The sequence below is a fragment of the Rhodococcus sp. H29-C3 genome (genome assembly GCF_030063405.1).
Lineage (GTDB): Bacteria > Actinomycetota > Actinomycetes > Mycobacteriales > Mycobacteriaceae > Rhodococcoides.
On the sequence record NZ_JASITC010000002.1, the window covers coordinates 92,275 to 110,450 of the forward strand.

16 protein-coding genes are annotated in these 18,176 nt (G+C 62.9%); 7 read left to right on the forward strand and 9 right to left on the reverse strand.

The genetic code is table 11. From position 1 onward, the window contains the following. Window positions 1–17 precede the first annotated feature (17 nt). Together QMK32_RS04485 and QMK32_RS04490 are read right to left on the reverse strand one after the other, a co-directional pair. The gene (locus QMK32_RS04485; protein WP_283473297.1) at window positions 18–1,643 is read right to left on the reverse strand and encodes an NTF2-like N-terminal transpeptidase domain-containing protein; all 1,626 of its coding nucleotides are present in this window, start codon (window positions 1,641–1,643) and stop codon (window positions 18–20) included. A gap of 118 nt (window positions 1,644–1,761) precedes the next feature. Then, window positions 1,762–3,585, reverse strand: a complete 1,824-nt coding sequence (locus QMK32_RS04490; RefSeq protein WP_283473298.1) for a penicillin-binding transpeptidase domain-containing protein — start codon at window positions 3,583–3,585, stop codon at window positions 1,762–1,764. A 75-nt stretch (window positions 3,586–3,660) separates the two neighbouring features. On the opposite strand from QMK32_RS04490, the gene abmR reads away from it, so the two are divergent. From abmR to QMK32_RS04525, 7 genes are all read left to right on the forward strand, one after another. Next, entirely contained in the window at window positions 3,661–4,203 is a 543-nt protein-coding gene (gene abmR, locus QMK32_RS04495; protein ID WP_269301595.1) for an ATP-binding transcription factor AbmR, read from the forward strand. A gap of 131 nt (window positions 4,204–4,334) precedes the next feature. Continuing rightward, on the forward strand, window positions 4,335–5,885 hold the full coding sequence (locus tag QMK32_RS04500; RefSeq protein ID WP_283473299.1) for an ABC-F family ATP-binding cassette domain-containing protein: 1,551 nt from the start codon (window positions 4,335–4,337) through the stop codon (window positions 5,883–5,885). 44 nt (window positions 5,886–5,929) lie between these two features. Next, window positions 5,930–7,648, forward strand: coding sequence for a SulP family inorganic anion transporter (locus QMK32_RS04505; protein ID WP_283473300.1), 1,719 nt, complete (start codon window positions 5,930–5,932; stop codon window positions 7,646–7,648). Window positions 7,649–7,776: 128 nt separating this feature from the next. Continuing rightward, window positions 7,777–8,463, forward strand: coding sequence for an energy-coupling factor ABC transporter permease (locus QMK32_RS04510; protein WP_283473963.1), 687 nt, complete (start codon window positions 7,777–7,779; stop codon window positions 8,461–8,463). Then, the gene (locus QMK32_RS04515; protein WP_283473302.1) at window positions 8,460–8,798 is read left to right on the forward strand and encodes a PDGLE domain-containing protein; all 339 of its coding nucleotides are present in this window, start codon (window positions 8,460–8,462) and stop codon (window positions 8,796–8,798) included. Before QMK32_RS04510 ends, QMK32_RS04515 begins: the two co-directional genes overlap by 4 nt. Window positions 8,799–8,804: 6 nt before the next feature. Beyond that, window positions 8,805–9,572: a cobalt ECF transporter T component CbiQ gene (gene cbiQ / locus QMK32_RS04520; protein WP_283473304.1), complete on the forward strand. Its 768-nt coding sequence runs from the start codon at window positions 8,805–8,807 to the stop codon at window positions 9,570–9,572. After that, entirely contained in the window at window positions 9,557–10,321 is a 765-nt protein-coding gene (locus QMK32_RS04525; protein ID WP_283473306.1) for an energy-coupling factor ABC transporter ATP-binding protein, read from the forward strand. Before cbiQ ends, QMK32_RS04525 begins: the two co-directional genes overlap by 16 nt. 27 nt (window positions 10,322–10,348) lie before the next feature. Here QMK32_RS04525 and QMK32_RS04530 read toward each other — a convergent pair whose 3' ends face one another. The 7 genes from QMK32_RS04530 to QMK32_RS04560 form a co-directional block, all read right to left on the reverse strand. Next, window positions 10,349–12,037, reverse strand: a complete 1,689-nt coding sequence (locus QMK32_RS04530; RefSeq protein ID WP_283473307.1) for an AMP-binding protein — start codon at window positions 12,035–12,037, stop codon at window positions 10,349–10,351. 94 nt (window positions 12,038–12,131) lie between these two features. Beyond that, a complete protein-coding gene (locus QMK32_RS04535; protein ID WP_283473308.1) occupies window positions 12,132–12,563 on the reverse strand; it encodes an STAS domain-containing protein in 432 nt (143 codons plus the stop codon). A 174-nt stretch (window positions 12,564–12,737) separates the two neighbouring features. Further along, window positions 12,738–13,859: an ABC transporter ATP-binding protein gene (locus tag QMK32_RS04540; protein ID WP_283473310.1), complete on the reverse strand. Its 1,122-nt coding sequence runs from the start codon at window positions 13,857–13,859 to the stop codon at window positions 12,738–12,740. A 32-nt stretch (window positions 13,860–13,891) separates the two neighbouring features. Further along, complete coding sequence (locus QMK32_RS04545; RefSeq protein WP_269301620.1) at window positions 13,892–14,782, reverse strand: carbohydrate ABC transporter permease; 891 nt, start codon at window positions 14,780–14,782, stop codon at window positions 13,892–13,894. Next, entirely contained in the window at window positions 14,782–15,732 is a 951-nt protein-coding gene (locus tag QMK32_RS04550) for a carbohydrate ABC transporter permease (protein WP_283473311.1), read from the reverse strand. Before QMK32_RS04550 ends, QMK32_RS04545 begins: the two co-directional genes overlap by 1 nt. Next, window positions 15,729–17,039 carry an ABC transporter substrate-binding protein gene (locus QMK32_RS04555; RefSeq protein WP_502943543.1) on the reverse strand — a complete coding sequence of 437 codons (1,311 nt, stop codon included), beginning with the start codon at window positions 17,037–17,039 and terminating at the stop codon, window positions 15,729–15,731. The genes QMK32_RS04550 and QMK32_RS04555 overlap by 4 nt, the downstream gene beginning before the upstream one ends. A gap of 38 nt (window positions 17,040–17,077) precedes the next feature. Then, on the reverse strand, window positions 17,078–18,127 hold the full coding sequence (locus QMK32_RS04560) for a sugar-binding transcriptional regulator (RefSeq protein ID WP_283473312.1): 1,050 nt from the start codon (window positions 18,125–18,127) through the stop codon (window positions 17,078–17,080). Window positions 18,128–18,176 lie beyond the last annotated feature (49 nt).

Here is an 18,176-nt window from a genome sequence, read left to right on the forward strand (position 1 = left end):
GCTAACTAATCGAAGGTCTACTCGGCAACGCCGGAGTCCATGCCTCGGATCAGTCGAGTACTCATCTTCACGGCCTGGTCCGTTCCGTCCGCATCCTCGATATAGACGGCAAACGCAAGATCACCTCTGTTGGCAATGAACCACCGGTCGTCGCCACTGTTACCAGCGAAACCTGTCAAACCCGCATACGCGTCGAGTCCTTCGGCACGAGCGGAGTCCACCAGCATCCCTCGAAGCCTGGCCAGGGCTTCAGGGGGAATCGAATCGGTCGGCTGGTCGGCGACGGCGGTCTGACCGACGACGATCGACGGGAGGGGCGCTGCTCCGCGGGAGATCGCCGCACCCATCTGAGCCAGGCCGAACGGCGTCATCGCCTCCGCAGAGCTCTCGTTTCCGACGGACCGGATCCGATCGATCGACCCACCAGGTCCGGAACGCTGACCGGCGAAGGCGTCGAGTCCGGGCATCGAGTAGTTGACCCCGAGGCCGAGCTGAGACGGCGTGCCTGGGTTCTCACCGGACTGCAGGGCGTCGAGCAATGCCGTTGCCGATCCCGCCGGATACATCCCCGAGAACGCGATCTGCCCTTGCTCGTTGGCGTAACTGTTCTGAGCAGCCGCGACAATGGCGCCGGTCGACGGCACGATTGCCACGATCGACGCGGAGGTCCCGACGCTGACCACGGCATCCTCGGCGGCCAACTGAATCCGAGGATCGAGCGTGGCATGCAGGTCAGGACCCGCGGGGCCCTGGAAACCCACCTGACGCACCGGAACTCCGTTGGCACCGACGACATCCACTGCCCAACCGGACGTAGCGTCGCGGCCGAGTTGCCAGGCGTCACGAATCGAGTCGAGTAACGGGGAGGTGATGCGTCGATCGCCCGCGATCAGTTTGGGTGTCTGCGAGATCACGACTCCAGGAATGGCACGCAGATCGTCCTCGAGAACCGCGAAGTCGTCGTCGCGCAGGTTCACCGCAAGTACGGGGGCACCGGGTACTGCATTCAGCTCAGAGGTCAGCGACTCGGTGGTGATCAACGGCGCTACGACGTCGATGACGTCGGCGAGTCGCGACGCGGACGCTGTCGGGTCGGGCATCTGCGCTGGGTCGAGGGAGACGGCGTTGATGGTGCGTTCGCTCATCAGGACGTTCTGAGCAGCGTCGAAGACCAGGGGTGGCGGCGCGTCCGTTCGGGTGTAGTGCACTGCGCTGGCCAGGCCCGGTGCGAGGATTTCCGGCTCCCAGGTGATCCGCCAGCCGACGCTCAATTTCTTCGTGCTGCCGCGCGTCGAGTACTCCCAGTCCTTGCCCTCACCGAAGTTCCACGCCGAACCGAGGGTGAAGAACCCCGAGTCCTGGTCGAGGTCGATGAACTGCGAGAGTTCGAACTGCGAGGATGATTTTCCGCCTGCGGACAGGCCGTCGAACATCTGTGAGATCGACGTCGCCGCCGCGTTGGGGTACGAAGTCAGCTCGGCGGCCGCTTCGACGTCGCGGTCGTTGAGTGCCTCGACGAAGTCGGACACCGTGGATTCAGCGCCGCTAGTGGGGCGATCGAGGGTCCACGTAGTAAGTGATGCGGCCAAAACCAACGTTGCGCCGAGCGCCACCACATATCGGACACGAATACGACGAGGCATCAGTGACCTTCCAGAACTCATGGGTCACAATATTCACTGTAGCCACAAGGGTAACAAGCACGACAGACATACACTCCGGTCACGATTGGGCCACATCAGGTATCTGCCCTGCTGGGCCCTACCGAAGGAGCCTACCCGCTGCCTCGAGCGCGGGACCCGAACTCTGACCACCCGCGACAAAGACCGCGAAGGCGAGATCGCCCGCGATCCCGACGAACCAACCGTGCGCGATCTCGTTGTTCGGCCCGAACTCGGCGGTGCCGGTTTTACCCAGTAGTCCGGGGATGTCCTGCAACTGCGTGGCCGTGCCATTGGTGACGGTCTCGCGCATCATCGCCTTCACCTGTTCGGCTACCTGTGAATCCACAGGTTTCGGCGTCGCGTTCGCTACACCGGGCTGTCCGTCGAGGAGGGTCGGAGCCTTCAACGCGCCACTCGCGATCGACGACGCGACCAAAGCCATCCCGAACGGTGATGCCGTCACCTGCCCCTGGCCGATGGCGGATTCGACGCGTTGCGCCGGAGTAGCGGCGAGAGGGACGTTGCCGGTGACCGAGGTCAGCCCGGGCGTCACATAATCGACACCGAGGCCGTACTGCAGTGCCGTCTGCTGCAATCCGTCGGCGGGGAGTCCGACGCCGAGGCGGCCCATCGTCGTGTTGCACGATCGGGCGAATGCCGTGTGCAACGGGATGTCGCCGAGATCGAAGTTGTCGTCGTTCGGAATCTGGCGGCCCTCGATGTTCTCGGTTCCTGGGCACGGCAGGATCGTGTCGGGGGTCGCTGTCCCGGCTTCCAGCGCCGCCGACGTCGTCACTGTCTTGAACGTCGACCCGGGCGGGTACAGACCGGTCAGCGCGATCGGGCCTTCGGCGTCCGCCGCAGCGTTCTGCGCGACGGCGAGGACGTTGCCGGTCGAGGGCTGCAACGCGACGATCGCAGCCTGCTGCGGCAACGACGCGAGAGCGTTCTCGGCTTTGATCTGAAGGGCGGAGTCCAGCGTCGTCGCGATATCCGGTGCGGGCTGGGCGTCGATTCCCGCCAGCGGTTCGACGGATCCGTCGGCCTTTACCGACTGAACGGACCAGCCCTTGTTGGCGTCGAGTTGTTGCTGCCACAGCTCTGATATCCCGTTCAGCGCTGGTGACGCGAGCGCGCGATCGGTGGTGAGGAGCCGGGCCTGCGGCGCAAGCGTCACGCCCGGCATTGCGGCGAGCTGCGCAGCAATAGGGTCGACGTCGGACGCTCGCAACGACACGAGAGTCCCCGTCTTACCCTGCGCACCCGCGACGTCGGCTGCGATCGACTGTGCAGTGATCGTCGGAACGATCGGCGTCAGGAGCGCTGCGACGGCCGCGGGATCGGCGGTCGCGTCGACGTTCACGAGGTTCACGACCTGCTGTGACATCAATTCGCCCCCGGCACGATCGAACACCTTGGCGCTCACGAGCGCATCGGTCGGCGTGAACCGGATGGTGCTGTCGGCCGCGAGCGTCGGGGCCAACACTGCGGGGTCCCAGTCGATCCGCCAGCCTTGGTCGGTCTCGGTGGCCGTTGCCGTGGTGTCGTATTGCCACTGCTTCGGTTCACCGTCCGGCTCCTCGGTGCCGTCCTGCGTTGTCGAGAAGCGCCACGTGGCGTCCAGCGTGATCGTCCCGCCTTCCGCGGAAGTGTCCTCCACGGTGAAATCGGGTGTCGCTGTCACCGTCCCCCCGGCACTCAGACCGTTGTACAGGCCCGCCAGTGCTGCTGCAGCGGCGGCCGGGTCCGTCGTCAGCGCGGCGGCTGCCTCGGCATTTCCACCGTTGACGGCATCGACGAACTGCTGGGCTGTGGTGTGCGGTTCCGGCGGACCGCCGTCCGAGCAACCGGCAAGTAGCAGCGCGGTGACGGCAACGAGGGCGGACACCGTTCTCTTCGAAGTGAGCACGGGGACGATCATGCCTCAGTTGTGGCGGATATCGGATTTACGGTGTAATCATGTAATTAGACTTACACAACCAACGAAGGATTCGACATGAGACACCAAGGACACAAGTTCGGCCGCCCCGGTGGGTGGCAACAAGCCGACGCACCCGATGCCGGGGATGCGGCGCAGTGGTTCGCCGGCCGACTGCCCGACGAGTGGTTCGCCGGTGCGGCCACCGTCGAGGTGGACCGCGAGGAGATCGTCGTCATCGGTGAACTACCCACGCCCGACGACGCTTCGGCAGCGACCACCGAGGGCCGTATCGCTCGGTTCCGCGAGACGACGCGAGCGGACCGGATGAAGATCGCCGACGAGGCGGAGGCACGGTACGGCCGCAAGATCGCGTGGGGCGTCGCCGTCGATGGTGAGGCCGTGCTCTTCACTCACCTCGCGGTTCCGGTGATGACCAGGCTCCGCCAGCCCGAGCGCAAGGTTCTCGACACTCTCGTCGACGCCGGTGTGGCGCGCTCACGCGCGGACGCTGTGGCGTGGGCGGTCAAGCTCGTCGGCGAGCATACGCAGGAGTGGCTCGGCGAACTACGCGAAGCCATGAGCACTGTGGACGACCTACGCAAGAAGGGTCCGTCGTAAATAGGGTTGCGAGGCCCGCAGTCTCGGTCTAGCCTGAATTTTGCCTTTGTCGCCAACCGATTCGGAGAGGCACTTGCTCTTCTAGAGGTTTCTTACGCCTGCACTCTCGCACGCACACCTCTGGAGCACTTATGTCTACTTCATCCTCCCTGCGCATTTCCGATCTCGAGTTCGCCTGGCCCGACGGCGAGAAGGTCTACGATTCCCTCGGTATCGTATTCACCTCTGGCAGAACAGGTCTCGTCGGATCGAACGGATCGGGAAAATCCACACTCCTCAGACTCGTCGCCGGTGAATTGAAAGCGCATCGCGGGTCGATCAGCACCGACGGGGAACTCGGCTACCTGCCGCAGGACGTCACTTCGATGCCCGGCCGTCGAGTCGATGAGGTCCTCCGTCTTCGTAGGATTCGAGAAGCACTGCAGCACATCGAGTCCGGTGACGGTACCGAATCCGACTTTTCGACAGTGGGGTCCCGGTGGGATGCCGAGGATCGTGCCGTCGCATTGCTCGACAAGCTCGGACTCGACCACATCGTCTCCACGCGAGACGATCTCGACCGCACTCTCGGAACGTTGTCCGGCGGGGAGTCGATGCTGCTGGCATTGACCGCCGAACTCCTCGCCGAACCCGAGGTGCTCCTGCTGGACGAGCCGACCAACAACCTCGACGTCGACGCCCGTGCGCGGTTGCACTCTGCCGTACTGGAGTTTCCGGGGGTTCTCGTGGTCTCGAGCCACGATCTGGAACTTCTCGACATCATGGACAGCACCGCTGAAGTGCGCGCCGAGCGCGACGGTGTGCGCACCATCCGGATGTTCGGCGGCAACTACTCGCACTATCGGTCGGTGATCGACGCCGAACAGCGATCAGCGGCAGCCGCATTCAGCGATGCCAAGAATGACGTGCGCAAACAGAAACGCGAATTGATCGAGACCAGGACGAAGATCGACAAGCGGGTTCGCTACGGCAAGAGGATGTTCGAGCAGAAACGCGAACCGAAGATCGTCATGGGCGCCCGAAAGCGCGCGGCACAGGTCTCCGCCGGAAAACTACGCGGAGCCCACGAGAACAAGGTCTCCGACGCGCAGGCTGTGCTCAGCGCGGCCGAGGACCGCCTGCGTGATGACCGCGAGATAAGAATCGATCTTCCATTCACGAACGTGCACACGGGGCAGAAGGTAGTCGTCACCGAAGAGATCGAGATCGTCGGTCCCGAACGGATCGCCCTGATCGGGCCCAACGGCAGCGGCAAGACGACACTGCTGCGAAAGCTCGAATCCGCAGGCCCCTCGGTACCGTGGCGGTACCTGCCGCAACGGCTCGACGTTTTCGACGAATCGAGAACGGTGGTCGAGAACGTTGCCGACGTGGCTCCGCACGCGTCGAACGAACAGATTCGCGCCCAACTGGCCCGGTTCCTCTTTCGTGATCACGACGCAGACGCCGTCACCTCCACGCTGTCCGGCGGCGAGCGACTACGTGCAGCGCTGGCACGCATCCTGCTGGCCGAGCCACCACCGAAATTGCTCATGCTCGACGAGCCGACCAACAACCTCGATATCGCCGGCCGAGCGCACCTCACCGAGGCGCTGGCGACCTACGAGGGCGCACTCGTCGTGGCCAGCCACGATCTGCCGTTTCTGCGCAGCCTTGCACCGACGCGATGGATCGAGCTCTAGACCCAATCACCACGGTGATCCGCTCCAGGGTCGATACTCATGCCATGTCGCGGACGGGAGGGACCAAGGCGTGGACGGCAAGTCTCGGCCGGCTGCCCGGAATCGCCACCGCCAGGACCTACCAGCGCGCATGGCTCCGCAGCGACATCACAGCTGGGCTGGTCCTCACCGCCCTGTTGATCCCAGCCGGAATGGGTTACGCGCAGGCGGCCGGGTTGCCCGCCTACGCCGGGTTGTACGCCACGATCGTTCCGCTGCTCGCCTATGCCGTCGTGGGGCCGTCGAAAATTCTCGTCCTCGGCCCCGACTCTTCGCTTGCGCCGCTCATCGCAGTGGCAGTAATCCCGCTGGCAGTGACCGACGACCCGGAGAGCGCACTCGCGCTGGCCGGGATTCTAGGAGTTCTCGTCGGACTCATCCTCGTACTCGGCGGATTCCTTCGGCTCGGCTTCGTGACCGAACTGCTCTCCAAACCCATCAGGCTCGGCTACCTCAACGCGATCGCGCTCATCGTAGTCATCGGACAGGTACCCAAGCTGCTCGGGTTTTCCGTCGATGCGTCCGGCGTCCTCGGCCAGGCCAAGGAGACCGCACAATCGGTCGCGGCGGGCGAGATCGACCCCATTGCAGCCGCCGTGGGCATCACCTCGCTGGCCGTCATCCCGATCTTCAAGCGATGGGTCCACCGCATCCCCGGGGTTCTGGTCGCCGTGATCGGGTCGATCGTCCTGTCCGCGATACTCGGACTCACCGAGGACATCGAGATGGTCGGCGCACTACCGTCCGGGCTTCCGCTGCCGTCGTTCGGCGGCGTCGACTGGCAAGATGTAGGACATCTGATCGGACCGGCGGCAGCTATCGCACTGATTGCATTCGCCGACACCGGTGTGCTCTCTCGCACGTTCGCGGCGAGGCATGGTGAGGACGTGAACGGTAGTACCGAAATGAAAGCAATCGGTGTCGCCAACATTGCCGGTGGGTTGTTCGGTGGCTTCCCCATCTCGGCCAGCGGGTCGCGGACCCCGGTGGCCGAACAGAGCGGTGCCCGTACCCAATTGGCGGGCGTGGTGGGAGCGCTTGCCGTCCTGCTCTTCGTCCTCGTTGCACCCGGCGTCACCGCGTATCTGCCCGATGCGACGCTCGGAGCGGTGGTGATCGTCGCGGCCGGGGCGCTGATCGACGTGCGCGGCATGGTTCGCATGTGGCATATGAGCCGAGTCGAATTCGCTCTCGCCGCAGCCACCTTCCTCGGGGTCGCCCTCGTAGGCGTGCTGCAGGGCATCCTTGTCGCGATAGGTCTTTCCTTCCTCGCAGTGGTCGTACGGGCATGGCAGCCGTACCGCACCGAACTGGTCCGCACGACCGACCGTCCTGGCTTCCACGACATCGAACGGCATCCGGACGGGCAGCGCATCCCAGGGCTGGCCATGGTTCGATTCGACGCGCCTCTCTTTTTCGCGAACGGTGAGATCTTCGATCAATACGTGCGCTCGGTGGTGGCGGACGCGCCGTCCCCGGTCGAATGGGTAGTCATCGCCGCCGAGCCCATCACCGGACTCGACACCACCGCCGTCGACGAACTCGTCGACCTCGATCGAAATTTGGAGAGTCGCGGGATTCGGCTGATATTTGCCGAGATGAAGGGTCCGATCAAGGATCGACTCATCCGTTTCGGAGTCGGCGGCAGATTCGACACCTCGCGTTTCTATCCCACTGTCGAAGCAGCCGTGGAGGACTTCCAGCGGCGCGTGGAGCAACCGTGATCGGCCCGAACGAAGATGCCGTCTCTGATCGTGCTTCGAAAAGTCATCTGAACAATTGAGCAGATGATGAAAATTGGGGTTAGTGTTCGCTGGTGACTGCTCCAGCTCCCGATAGGAGCAACATCGAGATGAGCGAGAACGTCGCAATGCACATGAGCGACGGCATCATCGACCTCCCAACCTCGCTCTTGTTCGGACTCATCGCACTCGTGGGTGTCGGACTGTGCGCGTGGAAGGCACGTTCGGAACTCGACGAGCGGACCGTGCCCATGGCCGGACTGGTCGCCGCGTTCATCTTCGCCGTCCAGATGGTGAATTTTCCGATCCTCCCCGGCGTCAGCGGACATCTGCTCGGAGGCGCGCTCGCTGCCATCCTGGTCGGCCCGTTCACCGGCGCGCTCTGCGTGTCGATAGTGCTCGTCGTTCAAGCGCTGCTCTTCGCCGACGGCGGATTGAGCGCGTTGGGGGCAAACATCACCAACATGGCGCTGATCGGTGTTGCCGTCGGATACGGCGTTGCCGTCGGACTGCGACGCGTCATCCTTCGGCGGCGAAACCTGGCCGGACTCGGCACCATCGCGTTCGTGGCGGCGCTGTGCGGCACGGTCGCCGCGTCGGCCGGGTTCATCGTCGAATACTCGCTCGGCGGAGCCTCCCCTACCTCGGTCGGCACCGTCGCGGCATACATGCTGGGCACCCACACTCTCATCGGCATCGGTGAAGGCATCATCACCGCGCTGACGGTGGTCGCGGTGGCGCGCGTACGACCAGATCTGGTGCATCTCCTGCGTACTCGCAAGCAGGTGGCGGTATGACGCGCAGGTTCTATGTCGGCTTCGCGGTGGCGGCTCTGCTGATCGCCGGAATCGTCTCCTACTTCGCCAGTTCACACCCCGACGGTCTCGACTCGACAACTCTGCAGGGCTGCCAGGTGGTCGAGACCGACACCGGTGAGACGCTGACCGGGTCGTGCATAGCGCAGTCTGCGACCGAACATGACATGACCGGTACGCCCTTGGCGGACTACACCATCGGCGGCCGTGATTCGCTTACCGGTGTCGCTGGAATCATCGGAGTCATAGCCACCTTCGCGGCTGCCGGAGGACTGTTCTGGCTGATCGCACGGTCGCGGCACAGCCGAGTGGACTGAACCGGCATGGGCATCGCGCTGTATCGCGAGGTTCGTTCACCGCTGCACGAGGTGCCCGTCGAGGTCAAGATAGTCTGTGCCGCCGTCGCCGTCCTGGCTGTGGTCGCGACTCCGCGAGAAATGTTGTGGCCCTACGCTCTGTACGCGATCGGCCTGCTCTGCCTGTGGCGGATAGCATCCATCCCGTTGACGTGGATCGTCCCTCGGATGCTCATCGAGTTACCTTTCGTCGTACTCGCGGTGTTGCTGCCGTTCGCGGAGGGTGGGGACAGAATTGCCGTTCTCGGCATGGAAGTGTCGAGAACAGGACTATGGGCTGCATGGGGCATCATCGTCAAAGGCACTCTCGGCGTTGCAGTCTCCCTGACCCTGGCCGCCACCACCGATCCTCGCGAACTACCCGTCGGTCTCACGAGGCTTCGCGTACCGTCCTTCATCGCGACCATCGTGGTATTGATGCTCCGCTACGTGGAACTGCTTGCAGCCGAGGCAGATCGGATGCGGATCGCACGCCTGGCCAGAGGTGATGACCCGCGGGCCTTCCATCAGATCGCGGCTACGGCCCGCGGGGTCGGTGGATTGTTTCTCCGGTCCTACGAGCGTGGTGAGCGCGTACATCTAGCCATGGCCTCCCGCGGGTTCGACGGCGCAATACCCGCAATGGACGGGATCGCAGGCGTCTCCGCCGCCGCAGTTCGGCGTGATTGGATCCTGGGCACGACGCCCGCTGTCGTTGCTCTCGGAATTGCATTGGCAGCATGGCTGGTCCGATGAGCCTGACACTTCACGATGTGTCCTTCGCCTATCCCGACGGCACGGCCGCATCGACCGCACTGAACCTCGAGATCTCACACGGCGAACGCGTCGCCATCCTCGGACCCAACGGAGCAGGAAAGACGACGCTGATGCTTCAGCTCAACGGCGTCCTCACCGCAGACCAGGGAACCGTGGACGTCAGCGGAATCCGTCTGAGCAGCAAGACAGTACGTGAAATCAGAAGACTCGTCGGGATCGTCTTCCAGGATCCCGACGACCAACTGTTCATGCCCACCGTCGCCCAGGACGTCGCATTCGGCCCCGCCAATTTCGGTGTCACCGGTCCCGCGCTCGTCGCTCGCGTCGCCGCTGCCCTGAAGGTCGTCGGGATGGCCGAGCATGCCGACCGCAACTCCACGCACCTCTCGGGTGGCCAGCGCCGACGCGTTGCACTCGCCACGGTCCTCGCCTGCGAGCCGGGCATCCTCGTTCTCGACGAGCCGTCCGCCAATCTCGATCCGGTCGCGCGTCGCGAACTCGCCGAGACGCTGATGGAACTCGACACCACGATGCTGCTGGTCACGCACGACCTGCCGTATGCCGCTCAGTTGTGCACGCGGGCCGTCATTCTCGACGACGGTGCACTCGTCGCGGACGGCCCGATCGCGGACATTCTCGGTGATACCGAACTCCTCGCCAGGCACCGTCTCGAACTACCGTGGGGGTTCACCCTGCCCCTCTCGAGTACAGATCGTCCTCCCGAATGAGCAATATTTCGCCGAGCGCCGACGCTACTACTTCAGCCCGGTGAACTGATCGTCACGCCACTCGGCCGAGAGCACCTCGCCGGAGTCCTCGCGAGCCCGAAGTTCGACGCGTCGGATCTTGCCCGAGATCGTCTTCGGCAGTTCGAAGAACTCGATCCTTCGGATTCGCAGGTACGGGGCCAGATGCTCGCGTGCGTATTTCAGGATCTGAAAGGCGGTCTCCTCGTTCGGCTCCCAGCCTGCCGCCAGGGCCACGTACGCCTTCGGGACTGCAAGTCGTGTTTCGTCGGGTGCCGGTACGACGGCAGCTTCGGCGACGGCGGGGTGCTCGATCAGCACGCTTTCGAGTTCGAACGGTGACACCTTGTAGTCCGAGGCCTTGAAGACGTCATCGGTGCGACCGACGTAGGTGATATAGCCGTCTTCGTCGCGGGAGGCCACATCGCCTGTGTGGTAGTAGCCACCGGACATGACTTCCTCGTTGCGAGCCGGGTTGCCGAGGTATCCCGTCATCAGGTTGAACGGTTTCTTTGCCAGATCGAGACAGATTTCGCCTTCGTCGGCTTCCTCGCCCGTCACCGGATCGATGATGACGACCGGGATACCCGGCAACGGACGGCCCATCGCACCGAACTTCAGTGTCGCTCCTGGCGTGTTCGCTACCAGAGCAGTGGTTTCCGTCTGACCGAACCCGTCCCGAATGTTGAGGCCCCACTCGTTCTGCACCCTCGAGATGACCTCGGGGTTCAGCGGCTCCCCTGCGCCGATCGCTTCACGCAACGCGCCACCTCCGCCGGAGATGTCGGCCTGAATGAGCATGCGCCACACGGTCGGTGGAGCACAGAACGTCGTCACCTCGGCGCGACGGATCTGGTCGAGGAGGGCACTCGCGTCGAAGCGCGTGTAGTTGTAGATGAAGATGGTGGCTTCGGCGATCCACGGCGCGAAGAAGCAACTCCATGCATGCTTCGCCCAGCCTGGCGAGCTGATGTTCAGGTGAATGTCTCCCGGCTGCAGGCCGAGGAAGTACATCGTGCTCAAATGCCCTACCGGGTAGGAGACCTGAGTGTGCTCGACGAGCTTGGGCTTACTCGTAGTTCCCGAGGTAAAATACAGGAGCAAACGGTCGGACGGGGCAGTCACGGTCTCGAACGGCTCAGGACTCTCGGCGTCGTAGGCTGCGTGAAGGTTGGTCCACTCGTCCGCATCTCCGACCGCGATTTTCAGGTAGTCCCCGGGCACTTCCTCGAACTTGGAGGTATCCGTTGGGTTCGCGATGACGGCTCGCGCCTGGCCGCGTTCGACTCTGTCGGTGAGATCGGCCGAGCCGATCGCCGTGGTCGTCGGCATCAGTACCGCGCCGAGCTTCATGACCGCGAGCATCGAATCCCACAGCTCGACCTGGTTTCCGAGCATGAGAATCACGGAATCCCCGCGGCCGATACCGAGCCCGGAGAGCCACCGAGCAACCTGATCCGAGCGGTGCGACATCGCATCGAAGCTGTACTTCGCTTCGGACCCGTCTTCTTCGACGATCCAGAGCGCCGTCTTCTCGTTGCCGCGGGCGATACCGTCGAACCAGTCGATTGCCCAGTTGAACCGTTCACCCAGATCGGGCCAGCGAAAGTTCGATACGGCCGCGTCGTAGTCGCCGTAAGCATCGAGAAGCAGATCTCTGGCCGACTTGAAGGCGTCGTATTCCGTCACGTTCGTCATGTTTCTCCCTGCTGTGGCGCACGTCTCTCGCTAGCTCGACTCACGCTATGACTCACAGCTACCGATGCGCTACCCCCGAACAGGGGTAACCCGGTTACGGTCCAGAGTCCACGTAATGCAGCGCGTCAGCGAGTCGAGAGAACACCACGAGGTCGGGATCCTGGCCGATGATCTCGATGGACCTACGCGCCGCATGGGTGGTGGCGACGATCGCCAGCGCAGTCAGCATATTGCCCCGTACCAGGTCGACGAGGCAGGACAGCCCCGACACACCAAGGAACGTCACTCCGCGAATATCGACGATGAGTGCACCGACCGTCCTGTTCGATGCACTGAAGAGTGCAGCCCGGAACTGAGAGACCGTCCCGAGGTCGACTTCACCGCTGACGACGACGCGAAGACACTTTCCGTGCCTGCTTTCGGAAACATCGAGACTGGGAACGTCGAGAGGTGGGGATGGATCCAGGATGAGCACGCGTGGCGCACCACGTGAGAGCATCGAATGCGCGTCCGAAAGACCTGGCATAGTGGCCACCTCCAAGCGTCGTTGAGGGACCAATGATGCACGGTGTCGATGTCGAGCGAGCAGCGGGAAAGATAACAGAACAGCCGACGTTGAATCACGGATCGATAACACCGACCCTGCGCGTGTGCGGAAGCTCGGAGGGAACCGAGCTACCGCACACGTAAGAGACAGCGCCTAGATCCGCTCGCCGGTTTCCGGATGGAACAGGTGAACAGCGCCGTCGAGCCTGCTCAAACCGATGCTCTCACCGATCTTCGCCGGCGCACGCACCGCCGAACGCGCGACGAGCGATACCGGTCCGCCGTCGAGGCCCTTGACCTTCGGATCATCGAGATGCGCGTACACGTAGGACTCGCTGCCGAGCTCTTCGATCAGATCGACAATGCTCGCGAAACCACGGCCCTCGAAGCCCTCCCCCGTGCCGTGCACGATCCCGAGCTGCTCGGGCCGCAGGCCGATCGTCACGTTGTCGAGATCGAGGCTCGCGAGCTTGGTGAGCTCCTCCCGCTCGAGCGGCAACAGGAAGTTTCCGATCTGGACACCCCCCGATCCGATGGGGACCGTCATCAAGTTCATGGCAGGAGAGCCGATGAAACCGGCCACGAAAGCGTTGACAGGGTGGTCGTAGAGATCCGTCGGAGTTGCGAACTGCTGCAGCTTGCCCCCGCGCAGCACTGCAACGCGATCGCCCATCGTCATCGCCTCCACCTGGTCATGGGTGACGTAGACGGTCGTCGTGCCGAGCCTGCGCTGCAACGCAGCGATCTGGGTACGAGTCTGCACGCGCAGTTTCGCGTCGAGGTTACTCAACGGCTCGTCCATGCAGAACACCTGCGGTTCACGAACGATGGCGCGGCCCATGGCAACTCGCTGACGCTGACCGCCGGAGAGCTTCCCCGGCTTGCGATCCAGGAAGTCCGTCAGGTCGAGAATCTTGGCCGCGTCGGCCACCTTCTTCTTACGCTCCTCGAGCGGAACGCCGCGCATCTTGAGCGCGAACCCCATGTTCTCCCCGACGGTCTTGTTGGGGTAGAGGGCGTAGTTCTGGAACACCATCGCGATATCGCGATCCTTCGAAGGGACCCCGACCATGTTCTGCCCACCAATTTCGATGGCTCCACCGTCGATCTCCTCGAGGCCCGCGAGCATCCGGAGTGCCGTGGACTTACCTGAACCGGAAGGTCCGACGAGGACTACGAATTCGCCGTCCTGGATGTCCAGATCGAGTGAATCGACAGCGAGCGAGTCGGCACCTTCGTAGACGCAGGATGCCTTTTTGTACTTGATTGCAGCCATGACTTGTTCTCCTGGTTCGTGAAAGGGCCGAGTTACTTGATGGCGCCGAAGGACAGACCGCGCACGAGCTTGTTCTGCGCAAACCACCCAGCGAGGACGACGGGGAGTGCTGCGAACGTCGCAGCGGCGGACAGCTGAGCCCAGTACAGGCCCTGACCCGTGATGAATCCGACGAGATAGACCGGAATGGTCTGTGCCTGAACAGCTGTGAGGTTGACTGCGAAGAAGAACTCGTTCCACGAGAAGATCACACAGATCAGCGACGTCGCAGCGATTCCTGGAGAGACGAGAGGCAGAATCACCTCACGGACCGAGGTCCACAGCGACGCACCGTCCATGCTCGCGGCCTCGAGTAGTTCGCTCGGCACCTCGAGGAAGAACGAACGCATCATCCACACCGCGATCGGAAGGTTCATCGCGGTGTAGAGGATCACCAGCGTCCAGATGTTGTCCAACATGCCGATGTCACCCACGATGACGTACAGCGGCACGATGGCCGCAACGACCGGGAGCATCTTGGTGGAGATGAAGAAGAACAGCACGTCCTTCGTCTTCTTCACCGGCCGAAGCGACAATGCAAAGGCAGCCGGAACACCGAGCAGCAGAACGAGAAGCGTCGATACGATCGTCGCGAAAGCAGAGTTGAGCAGCGCAGTGCCGATACCACTGTCGAGTACCCCGCGGTACTGATCGAGCGTCGGGGTGAAGAACAGTTTCGGTGGATCCGAATACGCGTCGGCCTCCTGCTTGAAGCCGGTGAGGACCATCCAGAGCACCGGGAAGAAGAAGACGATCCCGGCGACCCACGCAACGACAGACCAGACGGTGCCCGGCCCCCAGTTGCTCTTACGCTTGATCGCCACGCCGTCCGAGGTCTGCGGCACTGCTTTCTTACGCTTCTTGTTCGTGGTTGCCGTACTCATCACGCAGCCTCCTCGTTTCCACTGAAGCTCTTGAAGATCAGTCTCAGCGCCAGGGTGCTGACGATGATGGTTGCGACCACGGTGACCACGCCCATGGCCGCTGCCTGGCCGATGTCGAATCCGAGGAACGCACGCTGGTAGATGTAGAAGGGCAAGTTGGCACTGGCGACGCCGGGTCCGCCGGAGGTCATCATGTAGACGGCGTCGAAGGTGTTGACCAGGTAGATCGCGCCGAGAACGGCGCCGAGTTCGATGAAGCGTCGCAGATGCGGGAACGTGAGTTCGCGGAAGAGCTTGAACGGCCCTGCACCGTCGACGCGGGCAGCCTCGGCGATGTCTTTCGGCATCGACTGCAGACCGGCGAGGATCAACAGCATCATGAAGGGCGTCCACTGCCACACCAGGTTCGTCATCACCGCGGCCAACGGAAAGCGTGAGACCCAGTCGATCTGGCCGACACCGAACGGGCTGAGAGCGAAGTTGATCAGACCGAAGACCGGGTCGAACATCGTGGTCTTCCAGATCAGTGCGCCGGCAACCGGGGTGATCAGGAACGGCGTGATCAGCAGTGTGCGAATCAAGCTGCGGCCGATGAACTTCCGATCGAGCAGCAACGCGAGGAAGAGCCCCAGAATGACGGAGATGAGGACGGTTCCGACAATCATGATCACGGTGTTGAGGGCGACCTGACGGAACTGACTGTCACGGAACACGTCGACGTAGTTGTTGAGCCCGTTGAACTCCTGCGACCCTGGCCGCACGAGGTTCCATGATTGCGTCGAGTAGTACAGCGTGAACAGGAACGGCACCTGGGTGACGATGATCGCAAAGACCATGGCCGGTAGCAACGGCCCGCGACGACGCCAACCCTCCGCTTTCGAGATCGCCCTCGGTCTAGGTACGAACTTTCCCGAATCCACCTGTGGCGATTGCACTTCGGTTGTGGTCATCCCTGGCCCTCCTGATACGTCTTACCGACCACTTCGGCGTACTGCTGCGCTTGCGCGAGCGCGTCCTGGACGCTGATCTGTCCTGCCACTGCAGCGCTGATCTGTTGACTGACGCGGGTTCCGAGATCCTGGAATTCCGGGATGGTCAGGAACTGCACTCCGGTGTAGGGAACCGGATCCACGGTCGGCTTGTTCGGGTCCGCACCATTGATGGAGTCGAGGGTCACCTGGCCGTACGCAGCCGATGCTAGTTTGTACTCGGGAATCTCGTAGGTCGACAAGCGGCTACCCGGAGGCACGCGCTCCCAACCTAATTCGTTGCCTACCTTGTTCAGGTATTCCTTACTGGTCATCCACGACACGAACTTCCACGCTTCGTCCGGATTTTTCGACGTCTTCGGGATGCCGAGAGCCCACGAGTACAGCCAGCCGTTGTCGCCCTTGACCGCACTCGGCGCCTTCGCATACCCGATCTTGCCGACGACATTGCTCGACGTGGGATCCTCGAGCACCGACACTGCCGAGGTGGCGTCATACCACATCGCGGTGTTTCCCTGCGAGAGCTGAGTACCGCACTCACTGAACCCACTGGTCGCTGCACCTGCTTGACCGTGTGTGCGAACCAGGTCGACGTAGAACTGGACGGCCTCTTCCACCTGCGGACTGTCGAGCTGTGCGTTCCAGTTCTCGTCGTACCAACGTCCACCGAACGCATTGATGACGGTGTTCAAAGGCGCGAGAACTTCACCCCAGCCCGGCTTTCCGCGTAGACAGATTCCGGAAACATCGTCATTGTCGAGCTTCGCGGCTGCATCGGCGACCTCTTGCCAGGTGGGCTCCGCGGGCATCGTGATGCCTGCCTCCTGCATGAGGTCCGTGCGGTACATCAGGAACGAGGACTCACCGTAGAACGGCACCGAGTACATGCTGCCCTCGTAGGAGAGCGAATCCTTCAGTGTCGGAATGAAGTCGTCCTCGTCGTAACCGGGAGTGTCGTTCGCGTACTCCGAAAGGTTGGTGAGCCAACCGTTCTCGGCCCACTGCGGCGTCTCGAAATTACTGATCATCACGACGTCGAACTCACCGCCACCGGTCGCCACGGAGGCAGTGATCTTCGCGCGCGCTTCGTTCTCCGACAGTGAGACGAACTTCAGGTTGATTCCTGGGTTCTCCTCCTCGAACTCCGGTGCCAGCGAAATAGCGTCGGACATTTGCGAGTTCGAGACGATGGCCACGGTGATCGTCGTGCCGTCACCGTCACCGCCGAACGATCCCGCGCCGGCACAGCCGGACAGCACCAGGGTCATCGCGAGCGATGCCGCGACGGCCACTTTCGGTAGAACTCTCACTTGGATACCTTTCCCTCTTGGTCGTTCATGCAGGCTCCACTGTCAGCCTTCGTGTGCGCCATCAACCAACGTGCACTTTCGATATCGGTCACCAGCACAGTTGCGAATCCTCCGCGAAGTGCACCGAGAATGGCCTGATGCTTCTTGATGCCACCGGAGATCAGGATCGCCCGATCACAGTCACGGATGGCGTCGAGTCCGACCGACACGGTTCGCCCCGGCAACGATCCCCCGGTAGGAGTGCCATCGAGGTCGAAGAACCTGCCGCCGATCTCGCCGACCGCGCCGAGGTGGCGCAGTTCGTCGAGAATGTTCAGGTCGATGAAGCTGCCCTCGAACAGGGTCGTGGACGTGGAAACTGGACCGAGACCGTACATCATCACATCAGCCTCGGTCCCGGCTTGGAGGGCGCGAGATATCACCGAATCCTGCTGCAGGGCGGTCACTGTGGCCGGATCGGCGTACAACGGCGCGTTCAGGCGCACCGGCTTCGCCTGCAGGTACTGCGCACATCGCCCCAGGGTGTATTCGACGCCTGTTTGATAGTCGGCCGAACTCATCGAACCGTCGAGTTGGACCACACGGTCGCATCGCGCTCCACGCGTCTTGAGTGACCGGGCGACGGCGACGGTTTCCGGCCCCCAGGTGAATCCGAGGACGTCGGCGCTCTCCAGGCGTCGAGAGAGCATCGCCGCGGCGGACCGCCCCAACGATCCGTACCCGGTGTCGGTGCCGTCGATGACGTCGGGAACGACAAGGGCTTCGGTGAGGCCGAACTCGCGCTCCAAGTCGGCTTCGATGTCGGCGTACACGGTGCCCTGGAGTTCCTCGGGCACATTGATCTCGATGGTCACCAAACCCAGCGCTCGGGCCTTGGCGACGAGTCGGCCGGCGGTAGGACGCGAGATACCGAGTTTCTTCGCGATCTCGGCCTGAGTCGCGCCCTCCAGGTGGTACATCGACGCGGCGCGGAGAGCGAGTCGGAGGTCGTCGCTCGACTTCGACGAGCGCTCCACTCCCGACACCTCGGGGACCGATGCGATCACGATCACTCCCTCAAACCAGTGAGCAGATGCTCACGATGTGTTCTTCTGC

What these genes read in the sequence shown, in the direction of transcription:
- QMK32_RS04535 (WP_283473308.1), bottom strand. Translation starts at nt 12,563, where the DNA reads ATGCCAGGTCTTTCGGACGCGCATTCGATGCTCTCACGTGGTGCGCCA.
- QMK32_RS04530 (WP_283473307.1), bottom strand. Translation starts at nt 12,037, where the DNA reads ATGACGAACGTGACGGAATACGACGCCTTCAAGTCGGCCAGAGATCTG.
- QMK32_RS04500 (WP_283473299.1), top strand. Translation starts at nt 4,335, where the DNA reads ATGTCTACTTCATCCTCCCTGCGCATTTCCGATCTCGAGTTCGCCTGG.
- cbiQ (WP_283473304.1), top strand. Translation starts at nt 8,805, where the DNA reads ATGGGCATCGCGCTGTATCGCGAGGTTCGTTCACCGCTGCACGAGGTG.
- QMK32_RS04515 (WP_283473302.1), top strand. Translation starts at nt 8,460, where the DNA reads ATGACGCGCAGGTTCTATGTCGGCTTCGCGGTGGCGGCTCTGCTGATC.
- QMK32_RS04555 (WP_502943543.1), bottom strand. Translation starts at nt 17,039, where the DNA reads ATGACCCTGGTGCTGTCCGGCTGTGCCGGCGCGGGATCGTTCGGCGGT.
- QMK32_RS04525 (WP_283473306.1), top strand. Translation starts at nt 9,557, where the DNA reads ATGGCTGGTCCGATGAGCCTGACACTTCACGATGTGTCCTTCGCCTAT.
- QMK32_RS04510 (WP_283473963.1), top strand. Translation starts at nt 7,777, where the DNA reads ATGAGCGAGAACGTCGCAATGCACATGAGCGACGGCATCATCGACCTC.
- QMK32_RS04545 (WP_269301620.1), bottom strand. Translation starts at nt 14,782, where the DNA reads ATGAGTACGGCAACCACGAACAAGAAGCGTAAGAAAGCAGTGCCGCAG.
- QMK32_RS04540 (WP_283473310.1), bottom strand. Translation starts at nt 13,859, where the DNA reads ATGGCTGCAATCAAGTACAAAAAGGCATCCTGCGTCTACGAAGGTGCC.
- QMK32_RS04490 (WP_283473298.1), bottom strand. Translation starts at nt 3,585, where the DNA reads ATGATCGTCCCCGTGCTCACTTCGAAGAGAACGGTGTCCGCCCTCGTT.
- QMK32_RS04485 (WP_283473297.1), bottom strand. Translation starts at nt 1,643, where the DNA reads ATGCCTCGTCGTATTCGTGTCCGATATGTGGTGGCGCTCGGCGCAACG.
- QMK32_RS04505 (WP_283473300.1), top strand. Translation starts at nt 5,930, where the DNA reads ATGTCGCGGACGGGAGGGACCAAGGCGTGGACGGCAAGTCTCGGCCGG.
- QMK32_RS04550 (WP_283473311.1), bottom strand. Translation starts at nt 15,732, where the DNA reads ATGACCACAACCGAAGTGCAATCGCCACAGGTGGATTCGGGAAAGTTC.
- abmR (WP_269301595.1), top strand. Translation starts at nt 3,661, where the DNA reads ATGAGACACCAAGGACACAAGTTCGGCCGCCCCGGTGGGTGGCAACAA.